At 52.0% G+C, this 14247-nt stretch carries 9 protein-coding genes; 3 read left to right on the forward strand and 6 right to left on the reverse strand.

Features of this window, described 5'->3' with window-relative positions; all coding sequences use genetic code 11:
• Positions 1-56 precede the first annotated feature (56 nt).
• Positions 57-1862: an ABCB family ABC transporter ATP-binding protein/permease gene (locus tag RG807_RS06485; RefSeq protein ID WP_309044164.1), complete on the reverse strand. Its 1806-nt coding sequence runs from the start codon at positions 1860-1862 to the stop codon at positions 57-59.
• A 108-nt stretch (positions 1863-1970) separates the two neighbouring features.
• Here RG807_RS06485 and RG807_RS06490 point away from each other — a divergent pair, with 108 nt between their 5' ends.
• The 3 genes from RG807_RS06490 (at position 1971) to RG807_RS06500 (ending at position 5924) form a co-directional block, all read left to right on the forward strand.
• Entirely contained in the window at positions 1971-3704 is a 1734-nt protein-coding gene (locus RG807_RS06490; protein ID WP_309044234.1) for an ABC transporter transmembrane domain-containing protein, read from the forward strand.
• 97 nt (positions 3705-3801) lie between these two features.
• Complete coding sequence (gabT, locus tag RG807_RS06495) at positions 3802-5079, forward strand: 4-aminobutyrate--2-oxoglutarate transaminase (RefSeq protein WP_309044165.1); 1278 nt, start codon at positions 3802-3804, stop codon at positions 5077-5079.
• Between the two features lie 107 nt (positions 5080-5186).
• On the forward strand, positions 5187-5924 hold the full coding sequence (locus tag RG807_RS06500) for a VC0807 family protein (RefSeq protein ID WP_309044166.1): 738 nt from the start codon (positions 5187-5189) through the stop codon (positions 5922-5924).
• A 117-nt stretch (positions 5925-6041) separates the two neighbouring features.
• Here RG807_RS06500 and gyrB read toward each other — a convergent pair whose 3' ends face one another.
• The 5 genes from gyrB to dnaA all read right to left on the reverse strand — a co-directional run bounded on the left by gyrB (position 6042) and on the right by dnaA (position 13720).
• The gene (gyrB, locus tag RG807_RS06505; RefSeq protein WP_298451473.1) at positions 6042-8456 is read right to left on the reverse strand and encodes a DNA topoisomerase (ATP-hydrolyzing) subunit B; all 2415 of its coding nucleotides are present in this window, start codon (positions 8454-8456) and stop codon (positions 6042-6044) included.
• A gap of 79 nt (positions 8457-8535) precedes the next feature.
• Complete coding sequence (gene recF / locus RG807_RS06510) at positions 8536-9669, reverse strand: DNA replication/repair protein RecF (RefSeq protein ID WP_309044167.1); 1134 nt, start codon at positions 9667-9669, stop codon at positions 8536-8538.
• 128 nt (positions 9670-9797) lie between these two features.
• Positions 9798-11069 carry an ABC1 kinase family protein gene (locus RG807_RS06515; protein ID WP_309044168.1) on the reverse strand — a complete coding sequence of 424 codons (1272 nt, stop codon included), beginning with the start codon at positions 11067-11069 and terminating at the stop codon, positions 9798-9800.
• A gap of 8 nt (positions 11070-11077) precedes the next feature.
• Positions 11078-12181, reverse strand: a complete 1104-nt coding sequence (gene dnaN / locus RG807_RS06520; protein ID WP_298451481.1) for a DNA polymerase III subunit beta — start codon at positions 12179-12181, stop codon at positions 11078-11080.
• A 72-nt stretch (positions 12182-12253) separates the two neighbouring features.
• Positions 12254-13720 (reverse strand): chromosomal replication initiator protein DnaA, encoded by a 1467-nt coding sequence (gene dnaA / locus RG807_RS06525; protein WP_309044169.1) that lies wholly within the window; start codon positions 13718-13720, stop codon positions 12254-12256.
• Between the last annotated feature and the right edge of the window lie 527 nt (positions 13721-14247).

Here is a 14247-nt window from a genome sequence, read left to right on the forward strand (position 1 = left end):
CAGCTTAAACTCACCATAGACCACAATTCTGAGCTCTACATACCGGCCAGGTTAACTTAAACACTCTCCTCGTCTTCATCACTGTGCTGTTGCTGCAGCCACAATCTGGCGTAGTAGCCATTCAGTGCCAGCAACTCACTGTGACCACCGCTCTCCACTATTCGGCCATGATCCATTACAAGAATCGTATCGGCATCTCGCACCGTGGATAAACGGTGTGCGATGACCAGCGTGGTGCGCTGACGGCTGACTTCGTTCAGGGCATCCAGGATTGCCTGTTCGGAGATGGAGTCCAGCGACGAGGTAGCTTCGTCGAGAATCAACAACGGTGGGTTTTTCAGAAGTACACGGGCAATAGCAACGCGCTGCTTTTCCCCGCCGGAGAGTTTCAAGCCGCGCTCGCCCACTTTGGTGTCGTAGCCTTCCGGCAGGCTGCGAATGAAGTCGTCCAGGCGCGCCTGCTTTGCAGCATGATGTACCTCCGCTTCCGTAGCCTCCGGCCTGCCGTATGCGAGGTTACTGTACAGGGTGTCATTGAACAGAACGGTGTCTTGCGGAACCACTCCGATTGCTGAGCGCAGGCTGTCTTGGCTAACCTCACGAATATCCTGACCATCAATGGTGATGCTGCCTTTATCCACATCAAAAAAACGGAACAACAAGCGGGCGAGGGTGGATTTACCGGCACCGCTGGCGCCTACAACGGCCAAGGTGTGACCGGCAGGAATGGTGAAGTCCACATCCTGCAAAATCGGGCGATCTGAACGGTAAGCAAAATGGACGTGATGAAAGCCTACCTCGCCTTCGTCCACTACGAGCGCCGAAGCCCCGGGAGCGTCTTTAATCGCGGGTGTTTCACCAAGCAAACCAAACAGGCGTTCCACATTCACCAGAGACTGGCGAATTTCCCGATACACAAAGCCCAGAGCGTTCAATGGAATAAACAGTTGAAGCAGATAGGCGTTGATCATGGTGAAGTCGCCCAGGGTTATAGCACCACTGGCTACTTCTCTCACGGCCATTACCATCATGGTTATCATGGCCAAACCAATTATCAGGGCCTGGCCAGAGTTGAGGGCAGCCAGAGAAAGGCGGTTTTTCAGCCGTGCCTTCTCCCAGCCTTCCAGATTCTCGTCGTATAGCTCGGCTTCGAATGTTTCGTTATTAAAGTATTTAACGGTTTCGTAGTTCAGCAGGCTGTCGATGGCGCGGGAGTTGGACTGGTTATCCCGAGCGTTTGCCTCGCGCACGAACTTGGTTCGCCACTCGGTCACTCTGATGGAGAAAACCACATACACCACCACAGCAATGAGGATGGCAAACACATAGCTGGCGTTAAACGCGACAAATAGAATGCCCGCCACCATCAGGATTTCCAGCAGGGTGGGGAAAATGTTGAACAGGGTAAAACGTAGCAGGAAGCTGATACCGGTGGTGCCTCGCTCTATGTCGCGGGCCAGCCCCCCGGTTTTTCGATCGAGATGGAAAGCCAGTTCCCGGTCGTGCAGGTGGCGGAACACCCGCAGCGACACCCGCCGCATGGCGCGCTCTGCAACCCGAGCGAACACAGCGTCCCGCAATTCGCCGAACAGGGTGCTGCTAAACCTCAAGGTTCCGTAGGCAACCACCAGCACCACGGGAATCCAAAGCAACAGCTCAGCCTCGCGGCCCTGGTCCAGATAATCCACAATGTATTTCAAGGCCACAGGCGTTGCGACCGTCGCCAGTTTTGCCAGTATCAGGAAGGCAACAGACAAGGCTACTCGCCCGCGGAATTCGGCAAGGTAGGGCCAGAGCCCGGCGATCACTTTCCAGTCAGGCTTGTGGTTAGCGGGGTAATCACTGTCAGCATAAGCGCGCAAGAGACTTCCTTCATTTTTACGGAGAGGACAAGCGTATGATAGGGCTTGTGAATATTACTGCACCTCAACTTCAGGAGTCACATCATTAACACTCGTCATCGGCAGGCCCTGAAACTGGTTATCGGCTTTATTCTTCCCTACCGCAAAGCGGTCGCGGGCGCCTTGGTGGCACTGGTCATCACCGCAGGCATCACCCTTGGCTTGGGGCAGGGCCTCAGGATTCTTGTGGATCAAGGCCTGGCTACCCAATCACCCGAAAACCTGGCCCAGGCGGTTGGCCTGTTCTTCATACTGGTGTTGGGGCTGGCTTTTGGTTCCTTCGCGCGTTTTTATCTGGTGTCGTGGATAGGCGAGCGCGTGGTCGCCGATATCCGCAAGCAAGTGTTCAATCATCTTATTGACCTGCACCCGGGGTTCTTCGAGCAGAACCGTGCTCTGGAAATACAGTCTCGATTTACTGCCGACACCACCGTTCTGCAATCGGTGATCGGCTCAACTGTCTCTATTGCCTTGCGTAATGCGCTGATGCTGATAGGTGGTTTGGCTCTGCTGTTCATCACCAACGCCAAGCTCGCCGGGATTATTTTGCTGGGTTTCCCTCTGGTTATTGCCCCCATCCTGTTTTTCGGTCGCCGGGTTCGGCAGCTATCCCGGCTCAGCCAGGACAGGGTGGCCGATGTGGGTAGCTACGTGGGGGAAAACCTCACGCAAATTAAAACGGTTCAAGCCTTCAATCATCAGCCCCACGACCGGCGGTTCTTTTCCGAGGTTTCCGAACGGGCTTTTGAGATAGCCCGAGCCCGTATCACCCAGCGCGCCTGGCTAACCACCTTGGCCATTTCCCTGGTGATGGGGGCCGTAGGCATAGTGATCTGGATTGGCGGTCTTGATGTTATCCACGGCCGCATTTCCCCGGGGGAGCTGGCTGCATTTCTGTTTTACAGTTTGTTGGTAGGCGTAGCCGCTGGGGCGATCAGCGAGGTCATCGGTGAACTGCAACGGGCTGCAGGCTCCGCGGCCAGGCTTTTTGAGCTTCTGCAAACAAAGCCGGCTTTTGATCGGCCTACTGAACAAGTAAATGAATTTCCGAGGAAAATTACCGGCGAAATCACCATTGACGGACTTAACTTCAGTTATCCCGGTCGCAGCGAACACCCTGCACTGAGCGATATTAGCCTGCAGGTTCGGGCAGGGGAGACTCTGGCGCTGGTTGGCCCTTCTGGTGCTGGTAAATCCACGCTGTTTGATCTGTTGCTGCACTTCTATCAGCCCGGCAGCGGTACGATTCACATTGATGACACAGACAGCGCAACTGTGTCCCTTGAAGCACTTCGGGCATGCTTTTCTCTGGTGCCGCAGAACCCCGCACTGTTCCATGGCACAGTGGCGGACAACATTCGCTACGCACGGCCCCATGCCAAGCATGCAGATGTTGAAAAAGCAGCACGTATTGCCCATGCCCATGAGTTCATCGAGACACTGCCAGACGGCTACAAAACACAGCTTGGTGATGCTGGTCTCGGGCTTTCAGGCGGCCAAAAGCAGCGGCTTGCCATTGCCCGTGCGCTACTGGCCGACGCACCCATACTGCTATTGGATGAAGCCACTAGCGCGCTGGATGCTGAAAGCGAGAGCTTAATCCAACAGGCTATGCCTGCCCTGACTTCCGGTAGAACCACTCTTGTGATCGCCCACAGACTGGCTACTGTGCGTAATGCGGACCGAATAGCGGTTCTGGATCAGGGTCGCCTGTTAGCCGTTGGCACACATGATGAGTTGATGCAGGAGAACGAACTCTATCGCCGTTTGGCAGATCTGCAATTCCGGGAGCAGTCAGTATGATCACTCTTTTCAATGTGGTCAGTTTGTGTCATTCCGTTCTACTCCCTACACTGGTTAACGAGACTGTTTTAATCAGAGACACAGGGAGAATGGCAAAGTGAGCAACAAAGAACTTCAGGCACTCAAAGAACGCTATGTTGCAGCGGGCGTGGCGAGCCCAAACGAGCAATTTGCCGATCACGCAACCAACGCAGAACTGTGGGACGCTGACGGAAAACGCATGATCGATTTTGCGGGTGGCATTGGTGTTCTAAACATCGGCCATCGGCACCCGAAAGTAGTGGCGGCGATAAAAGCCCAGCTCGATAAGCTGATGCACACCTGCCAAACCGTTATGCCCTATGAGGGCTATGTGCGCCTGGCGCAAAAGCTGAGCGAAGTCACGCCGGTAAAAGGCCACGCTAAAGTAATGCTGGCCAACTCCGGTGCTGAAGCACTGGAGAACGCCCTTAAAATTGCCCGTGCAGCCACCGGCCGCACCAACGTAATCTGCTTCAACGGTGGTTACCACGGCCGTACCTTCATGACCATGGCAATGAATGGCAAGGCCGCACCTTACCAGACAGACTTTGGCCCCATGCCAGGCAGCGTATTCCGCGCACCTTATCCTGTGCCGTATCACGGTGTGACTGAGGAGGAAGCGCTGCGTGGTCTGCAGATGACCATGAAGGCCGACTCTCCGGCAGACCAGACAGCTGCGATCGTGCTTGAGCCGGTATTGGGTGAGGGTGGTTTTTATGCAGCACCCACCAGCTTCCTGAAAGCACTCCGGAAGATTTGTGACGACAACGGCATTCTACTGATTGTGGACGAAGTTCAGAGTGGCTTTGGCCGTACCGGCAAGATGTTTGCTCTGGAGCACAGCGGTGTTGAAGCCGACATTATTACCATGGCCAAGAGTATGGCTGATGGTATGCCAATTTCGGCAATTGTTGGTACCGATAAAGTCATGGACTCGTCGGGGCCCAACTCGTTGGGTGGCACCTATACCGGTAGCCCAACTGCTTGTGCGGCTGCCCTTGCGGTATTCGAGGTATTCAAGGAAGAAAATATTCTCGGTAAAAGCATCAGCCTGGGCGAGAAGCTAAATCAGCGCTTTAGCCAATGGCAGGAAAAGTTTACCCATGTAGATAACGTTCGCGGCTTAGGCCCCATGGCGGCATTCGAGATGGTTGAAAGTAAGGAAAGCCGCACACCAAGGCCAGATCTGGCTGCGGAGATCACCAAAAAGGCCAAAGAGAAGGGCCTGATCCTTCTGAGCTGTGGCATGTACGGTAATACCTTGCGCTTCCTTATGCCGGTAACCATCGAGGACAGCATCCTTGAAGAAGGCTTGGCAATCGTTGAAGAGTGCCTGAAAGAAGTCGGCGCCTGATACGTTTTAGTTGAATCATATGTGACCTAAGCCGAACCTCCGGGTTCGGCTTTTTTATGGCGTTCGTCGTATACTGACCTGAGCTGTTTCACCAACCAGGCAGAGCCATGACCGCACCAAATACCACATCAATGCCCGACCACAAACCGAGACCTTGGGTTGATCTTCTGGTCAGCATTATTATCCCATCCGTTATCCTGATGAAGTTCAGTGGCGACGAGCATCTAGGCAGTGTTAATGCCCTGATTCTTGGCTTGGCCTTTCCATTGGGGTGGGGCCTTTTTGAGCTGATCCGCTACAGGAAGAAAAACTTTATCGCCTTGCTGGGCCTGATAAGTGTAGGGCTCACAGGCGGTATCGGCTTGCTTGAACTGGACGCCGGCTGGCTTGCCATTAAGGAAGCAGCTATTCCCGCAATCATCGGCCTCGCGGTACTTGCCTCTACCCGCACCAAATACCCCTTGGTTCGTACTCTTCTTTATAACCCCAACGTTCTTGATGTGGACAAAATTCAAGAGTCCCTGGAGGAGAACAATCGCGTAGCGGAGTTTGAAGGGCGCTTGTTGAAAGCCAGTTACTTTTTTGCCGGAACCTTCCTGTTTTCCTCCATTATGAACTATGTTCTGGCCCGCTGGATTGTCGTAAGCCCCTCTGGTACCCAGGCATTCAATGAGGAGCTTGGCAGGATGACTCTGGTGAGCTACCCGATGATCGCCATTCCCTCTATGGTAATGATGATGCTCATCTTCTATTACCTTTGGAGAACCATCCGCCGTCTTACAGGCTACACCCTTGAAGACGTGATGGCGCCTCATTTGGCGGAGAAAGAAAAATCCAGACACTAGTCTATAGATTGCCGACAATCACGATGTAATCCAACGAGATACCCGGATTCAAGGTACAAAAAAAGCGGCCAGAGCAATACTACTCTGGCCGCTTTTTTATTACCTGATTAAGCCTGATCAGATGTCGAGGTTGTGCACTTCCAAAGCGTGAGCCTGGATGAAATCTCGACGGGGCTCTACATCATCACCCATCAATGTTGTAAAGATCTGATCTGCTGCGACAGCATCATCAATCTTCACTTTCATCATGCGGCGGCTATCTGGATCCATGGTGGTTTCCCACAGCTGATCCGGGTTCATCTCCCCCAAACCCTTGTAGCGCTGAATGCTCAGGCCTCGCTGCGCTTCCTTCATCAACCAGTCCAGCGCGCCTTCAAACGACAACACCGCCTGCTTGCGCTCGCCACGCTGAACGTACGCACCGTCCTCGATAAGTCCGTTCAGAGTCTCGCCAAGGCGCGCAATTGCACCATAAGACGGTGAGTCAAAGAAATCATGGCTAAATACATATTCAGTAGGAATCCCGTGAACATGAATCGTCACCTTAGGCAGGAACAGACCGCGCTCGGAATCCTTGCTGACTGAGAAGGTGAATTTGGTACCGGTACGGGTATCTATATCCAGGCCTTCACCAAGACGACTTGCCCAGGCAGCAACTGCTTGTTCATCTTTCAGTTGCTCTGATTTCAGAGTGTCGTTATGCAGCATCTGCTCCAACACCTTGGCAGGATAAGCGCGGGACAGCCGCTCAATCATAGCCATCACGGCCTGATAATCCTTCACCATAGTTTCAAGCGCGGAATCCTTGATGGATGGCGCTTCGGGGTTCACGAAGAGCTGTGCACCTTCCAGAGATGTCTGGGTGAGATAGGCTTCCATAGCCTTCTCATCCTTCAGGTACTGCTCCTGCTTGCCACGCTTCACCTTGTACAGGGGAGGCATGGCAATAAACACGTGACCACGTTCGATAATCTCTCGCATTTGGCGGAACAGGAACGTTAGTAGCAACGTGCGGATGTGGGAACCATCCACATCGGCGTCCGTCATGATAATGATGGAGTGATAGCGAAGCTTGTCCGGGTTGAACTCTTCCCGACCAATGCCACAACCAAGAGCCGTAATCAGCGTGCCCACTTCAGCGGAAGATAGCATCTTGTCGAAGCGTGCTTTCTCCACGTTCAGGATCTTACCTTTCAGCGGCAGAATCGCCTGGGTTTTGCGGTCTCGGCCCTGTTTGGCGCTTCCGCCGGCCGAGTCACCCTCCACTATGAACAGTTCAGAGAGCGCGGGGTCTTTCTCCTGGCAGTCTGCCAGCTTGCCGGGTAGGCCGGCGATATCCAGAGCGCCTTTGCGTCGAGTCATATCCCGTGCCTTCCGGGCCGCTTCACGGGCACGCGCCGCTTCAATCATCTTGTTAACGATCAGTTTGGCTTCGTTAGGCTGCTCTTGCAGGTATTCAGCAAAACTTTGATAGAGTTCCTGCTCGACGGCGGTTTTAACTTCCGAAGACACCAGCTTGTCTTTGGTTTGTGAAGAGAACTTGGGATCAGGAACTTTCACACTGATGATAGCCGTGAGGCCTTCACGCGCGTCGTCGCCAGAGGTGCTTACCTTGGCTTTCTTACCCAGGCCTTCCTGTTCAATGTAGTTGTTCAGGGAGCGGGTGAGTGCTGCACGAAAGCCGGCCAGGTGGGTACCACCATCCCGCTGGGGAATGTTATTGGTGAAGCAGTAGATATTTTCCTGGAATGCATCATTCCACTGCATAGCAACTTCAACCACGATGCCGTCTTCACGCTCCCGGGTAAAATGGAAAACCCGGTTAATGGGCGTTTTATTGGTATTGAGGTGCTCAACAAACGCTCTCAACCCGCCTTCATATTCAAAGATTTCTTCTTTGCCACTACGCTCATCCGTCAGGCGGATACGAACGCCACTGTTCAAAAACGCCAGTTCCCTGATGCGTTTTGCCAGGATTTCGTAGTGGAACTCAATAGTAGAAAAAGTTTCCGGGGACGGAATGAAATGCACTCGGGTGCCAGACGCTTCCGTATCACCAACAGGTGCCAACGGCGCATTGGGCACACCGTGTGTATAAACCTGTTCGTACACCTTGCCATCGCGACGGATAGTCAGGGTAAGGGTAGAGGACAAAGCGTTTACAACCGAAACGCCTACACCGTGAAGACCACCGGATACCTTGTAGGAGTTGTCATCAAACTTACCCCCGGCATGCAGCACCGTCATGATAACTTCGGCAGCGGATACGCCTTCTTCCTCGTGGATATCCACAGGAATACCTCGGCCATTATCCTGAACGCTTACAGACTCGTCCGGGTGAATAATGATCCCTATCTCAGTACAGTGTCCGGCCAGAGCTTCATCGATGGAGTTATCCACCAGTTCAAACACCATGTGATGCAGGCCAGTGCCATCATCGGTATCGCCAATGTACATTCCTGGCCTTTTTCGCACCGCATCCAATCCCTTCAGGACTTTGATACTGGCCGAATTGTAGCTCGATTCACTCATTAGGTAACTCCTGAAGCGTAAGGGCCGGCGCAATCCTCAAACCGCCTTTTGGCGCAGCTATAAGGTTGGTAGGCCGGTTTTATTCTTCCTTCAATTTGCCATGTTCCACGTGGAACATTCGGTAATCAGGTATCTGATTATTCTGCCACAGTATCTCCGGATCAGGATGTTCAATGGCGGTAATAAATACCTGGCAACGTAACTGCTGTAACTTTCGAGCCAGCATGGTTCTATGGCTCTCATCCAACTCGGCGTTAATATCGTCGACCAGAAAGCTAACCTGCTTTCCAAGGTCATTTAACACCATACTCTGGGCAATCTTCATCAGAATAACGAGGGTCTTCTGCTGGCCGCGGGAAAAGGTTTCCGCTACCGGTCGTCCCTGATACTTGATGCGGATGTCAGCACGGTTTGGCCCATAGAGGGTGTGCCCCATGCGGGCTTCCTGCTCCCTGTGGCGGACCAATACATCCGCCAGTGACTGACTCGTGTCCCATCCAGGATAGAATTCAAGTTTCAGCCCGTCTGTCCAACTTACATCAACTTCGTGAACCAGACAGTCGAAGGCACGTTTGAATTGGTCAAAGGCCGTCTTTCGGGCCTCGCTAATTCGTTCGCTCAGTGCCACGTACTGGGTATCCCAGATACGCAACATGGATTCGTCTAGTCTACCATTTCTCAGCGTTTGATTCCGCTGTGATGTGACTCTCTGGCACTGTTGCCAGCTTGATGCAAAAGAAGGTTCCACGTGGAACACTGCCCAATCCAGAAATTGCCGACGCTTTCCCGGCCCACCCGCAACAATATCAAACACACCAGGATCTATGACTGAAACGGGCAAGTGCATCGCAAGTGAGGAAAGGCTGCGTACGCTTTCCCCATCGACCCGTAATGTGGTTTCCTTCTGAGCGACATCCCGGGAGATACCTAAACGATGGGCAAGAGATCCTTCTGCCAGATCATTACGCGGCTTCTCAAGCCCATGGTCCAAACCACCAAAAACAGTGAAGCGCTGTTGCCCGTGCTGAACAACCGCTTGATGCCGACTGACACGAAAGGAACGACCCAAGCCGAGATAACCAATTGCCTCTAACACGCTGGTTTTACCGCTACCATTAGCGCCGTAAAGAAAGTTGAATGACGGTGAGAATGAAACAGGTTCAGCAGGGGAGAGGTTACGAAAAAACTCGGTATGCAGTTTTACCAGCGCCATAGGAAGCAAAGCTCGTCGCGGCAGCAAGAGGAATGGAAGGTATCCACGAAAAAAGGCAACAACTCACGGATTACGTGGGGTGCTGCCCTTAGTGTACAAAACAAGGCTGGCGAAGGCGACTACTGCCTTCAGTGAAGCATGTTCAGGCGGTCATCCATAAAGACATCCATCTCCGGCGCAAGGATATGTACGTAACGATCAAAATACAGGAATTGCTTCAATAACAGGGCGAACTCCCGCGGGAAATGCAGACCATGGCTTTCGCCCACCTTCACCATATCCATAAGGATATTGTTCACATCGTCTTCTGCTTGGTCCGCCTGATAAGGCACATGATCTGGAACCATCTTATCCATTTGCTGGTAAAGCTTGCGCAAATCCGCTGCCAAATCGTCTGCTTTCACCGTATGACTGGTAATACCTATGCGAATCATGGCATCAGCCATACCATCAAAATTCCCGACCATCACAGACGATATGAAATCGCTAACCGCCTCCCAAGTGTCTGGGCGAATACGGCCAACGATACCAAAATCGATAAACCCTACGCGCCCATCTCTAAGTACCATTAAGTTGCCCGCGTGTACGTCTGCATGAAAAAATTCGCACTTCGTAAGGCTGGAAAACCAGGTATTCATTGCGGTGATCAGCGTCCGCTCCGGATCTTTTGCATAACCGCGGATACTCTCCAGGTCGGTTAAGGGTACACCGTGGAACCGCTCCATCGTCAGTATCCGGCGAGTACTTGCATGCTCATAGACTGCAGGAACTGTTGCATCTTCATTATGGGTATCGTGGAGGAACTTCCGAAAAACTTTGAGGTTATTAGCCTCTTTAATGAAGTCACACTCCTCCATCATGGTGCGTTGAATTTCTTCAACGATACCTGAGAGAGATGTCCAGGAGAGTTTAGGTGCGAGAGTTTCAAGAATGCGTGCCGAGAGGTACAGAAAGTTCAGGTCGGTCAGCAGGATATTTTCAACACCTGGCTTTTGAACTTTGATGACTACGTCTTCGCCCGTTACGAGGCGCGCGGCATGCACCTGCGCGATGGAGGCAGAAGCCAGGGCTACCGGATCAATCTCGGAGAACACCTGATCAATCGGACGATCCAGCTCTTTACTGATAATTCCCTTAATAATGCCATACGGCAAATTGGGGGTGCGATCCAGGCAGTACTGAAATTCCTCCACATATTCCTTCGGGAAGAAGGTCGGCGAACTGGCAATGAACTGCCCAAGCTTAATGTAGGTTGCGCCTAGTGACTCAAAGGTCTGGCGCAACATACGCGGGGCAGGAGGGCGATCCCCCCTGACCCAATTGACACCGGTTCGGCCTAGTACAGAAAGTGTTTGTCCAATTCTGAATGCGCCTTTGATTCCGTTCGTTACGGTGCCCATCACTTCTCCTATAGCCTCATCGGCATAACCACATAAAGGCAGCGGTTATCCGTTTGCGATTCGATCAATGCGCTGCTGTTGGGGTTCGATAGAGTGATTTTCACCTGCTCATCATCCAGCGCGTTCATTACATCTATCAGATAGCCTACATTAAAACCAATCTGTAGTGATTCGCCCTGATAATCCACTGGCAGCGCGTCTTCGGCCTGTTCCTGATCCGGGTTATTCGCAAACACCTGCAATTCGTTAGTGGCCAGGTTCAAACGTACACCGCGGATATTCTCATGTGACAAAATTCCGGCGCGCTGAAGGGTGTTTTTAAGCGTAGCGCGATCTGCCAACACAATCTTGTCACCACCACGGGGAATCACCCGATTATAGTCCGGAAACTTGCCTTCAATCAGCTTGGAGGTAAACGTGTATGACCCAACGGTCGCTCGCAGATGGTTATCACCAATCACCAGAGTGACGGGAGTTTCTACATCATCCAGCAACCGCGACAGCTCAAGCACGCCCTTACGGGGCACAATCACCTGACGGGGCTCGGCACAACCGGTATTCAACTGCACGTGGGCCATAGCCAAACGGTGGCCATCGGTGGCGACCGTGCGCACGTGGTCATTATCCACTTCCAATAGCAAACCGTTTAGATAGTAACGCACATCCTGCTGAGCCATGGCGAAGGCCGTTGCGTCGAACATGCGCCTGAGTTCTTTCTGTGGCAATTCCAACCGGAAACTCTCAGGCTCATCTTCCACATTGGGAAAATGCTCGGCAGGCAGGGTAGACAACGTAAAATGACTCGCCCCGCATCGCACGTGCAAACGATCGCCTTCAAGCACAAGTTCAATTGGGGCTTCGTCTCCAAGAGACCGACAGATATCTGAAAGTTTACGGGCAGGTACAGTGATGCGCCCGGGCTGGTCAACATGGACAGGTGTCACCCGCCCGACCAACTCGACTTCCATGTTTGTCCCGGTCAGAACCAGGGTATTGTCTTCGGCTACCAGCAGCACGTTGGACAGCACCGGCATGGTCTGCTTTTTTTCAACAACACCGGCAATGCTTTGCAAAGGTATGAGCAGGGATTCACGGCTGATCGTCAGTTTCATGTCACTCAGCTTTCTATTGTTGGAAGGATGAATGTAATTTGCTTAAGGCTTAACACATCTTCTGCTAAGAAGTCAGGTGGTCAGCAATCTCATAAAATTTTGATAGTCCTCGCGGATCCCGGGATCTGTTTCCTGAAGTTCAAGGATTTTCTTGCACGCATGCAAAACGGTGGTGTGATCTCGACCACCAAACGCATCACCAATTTCCGGCAGGCTGTGATTCGTCAGCTCTTTGGATAGCGACATAGCTACCTGTCTAGGCCGTGTTATCACACGGGTACGCCGCTTGGAATGCAGGTCCGCAACTTTAATTTTATAGTACTCTGCCACAGTGCGCTGAATGTTATCTATGCTCACTTGCTTCTCGTGAAGGGCAAGCAGATCTTTCAGGCTTTCCCGAATAAACGGTGGCGTAATCTCCGACCCCGTGAAGTGAGCATTCGCTATCACCAAACGAAGCGCCCCTTCGAGCTCTCGTACGTTCGATCGTATTTTTTGGGCGATAAAAAAAGCCGCTTCGCTACTCAATTTAACATTGGTTTGCTCCGCTTTCTTCATCAGTATCGCAACCCGCGTTTCCAGCTCGGGCGGCTCAACCATCACCGTAAGCCCCCAACCAAACCGAGACTTGAGCCGCTCTTCCATATCCACAATTTCTTTTGGAAACCGGTCACAGGTTACGATGACCTGCTGGCCACCTTCCAATAACGCATTAAAGGTATGGAAGAACTCTTCTTGTGAACGCTCTTTACGGGCAAAAAACTGGATATCATCAATCAGCAACGCATCAACTGACCGGTAATACCGCTTGAATTCGTTGATAGCGTTCAGTTGCAGCGCCTTAACCATATCGGCAACAAATCGTTCAGACCGCAAGTAAGCGACCTTCGCATTAGGGTTACGACGCACGATGTCGTTCCCGATCGCGTGCATCAGGTGAGTCTTACCCAGACCCACACCGCCATACAGGAACAATGGGTTATATGCACCACCGGGGTTCTCGGCAACCTGCATGGAGGCCGCCCGCGCGAGTTGGTTTGACTTGCCCTCTACAAAGGTGTCAAACGTAAAGCCTTCGTTCAGAAAGCTCTGGTGTTTGATATCGCCTTCTACTTGAACCGGCCTGCGCCCACCGTTAGATGTGTATTCATTAAGCTGTGATTGCCGATTACCACCTGAGGTAACTGCTACACCTTTTTCTTCTTCAGTCACTCTGCCACCGGACTCTTCCTGAATCCGCTTGCTGGAATCCTGTTTAACCAGTTCCGAGCGCACGACCGGCTCACTTTCCCGGGGAGCAGAGCCTACTTTCATTCCTACTCTTGGAGCCTGGCCCCCGTTTAAATCCTTTAGCACTTCCTCTATACGACGAAGATACTTCTCATGGACCCAGTCCATCACGAAACGGTTAGGGGCAAACAACATCAGTTGTCCTTCCCGGTGATCAGACTGAAGGGGCCTGAGCCAGGTATTAAACTGTTGCGCGGGAAACTCATCCCGGAGTACTTCAAGACATTGATGCCACAGTCTGTTCGGCACGACAGCCAGCTCCCGATAACCCATAAATTTCTGGGACCTGACAACAACTGCCCGATCCCGAAAGATGACCACGGATTCTACCCCGCCAGACCTTCTAGCGAAAGTGCTAATGGCTCTCCATAAACACCCTGTGGAAATTTAATCACTTATTTATCAGTATTTTACAAACTTATATACACCCTTGTGTACAGAAAATACCTGTTAGAATAGTTACACACAGCCCTGTGTGCACAACCGCACCTCAGCTCTGTGTGTAATCACCTTGCCATCCGGTGGATAACTCATACCTCTTCAGACGCTCCTACTTATCCACAATCCATTATGCTCTGGTCCACAGGGCTTAACCCCACTTGTACGGAGCTTTATCAATACTTCAATCCACTGAATTTATTGATTTAATTTCAGTTACCCACAGAAAAAAGCGTCTGTAATAACAGTAATAATAGAATTCTTTAAAGAATATTAAAAAGACCTATAACTACTATTATTCTGCCCACCAACTCCGCACAGCTGGTTTGTTTTGTAAT

Origin of the sequence: Marinobacter sediminicola, from assembly GCF_031157525.1 — a bacterium.
Classification (GTDB): Bacteria; Pseudomonadota; Gammaproteobacteria; order Pseudomonadales; family Oleiphilaceae; genus Marinobacter; species Marinobacter sediminicola.